The sequence below is a fragment of the Cupriavidus sp. SIMBA_020 genome, from assembly GCF_046535395.1.
In the GTDB taxonomy this organism is placed as follows: Bacteria; Pseudomonadota; Gammaproteobacteria; order Burkholderiales; family Burkholderiaceae; genus Cupriavidus; species Cupriavidus campinensis.
Window position 1 is genome coordinate 1 of the sequence record NZ_JAWRWU010001063.1, and the last position, 256, is coordinate 256.

The window sequence follows — 256 nt, forward strand, 5'->3', positions numbered from 1 at the left end:
CGCTGAGCGTCGAGCGCTTCACGCTGGGCTGGTACGTCGCGCGTGTGTTCAGCATGTTCGCGCCGGGCGTGCTGGTGTGCGTGCTCGTCTGGGAAGTGACCGCGCTCTACCGGCGGCTCGCGCAGGAGCACGCCTCGCTCGTGCACAGCTCGGCGCACGACGCGCTCACGCGCATCTACAACCGCAGCTTTTTCGACGAGCAGTTCCGCCGCGAGGTCGAGCAGGCGGCGCGCGCGGACCGGCCGCTGTCGCTGGT

1 protein-coding gene is annotated in these 256 nt (G+C 70.3%); it reads left to right on the forward strand.

What is annotated here, in order from left to right; translation table 11 throughout:
* On the forward strand, nt 1-256 hold a 256-nt coding region (locus SB751_RS32750), incomplete at both ends, for a diguanylate cyclase domain-containing protein (protein ID WP_410749347.1).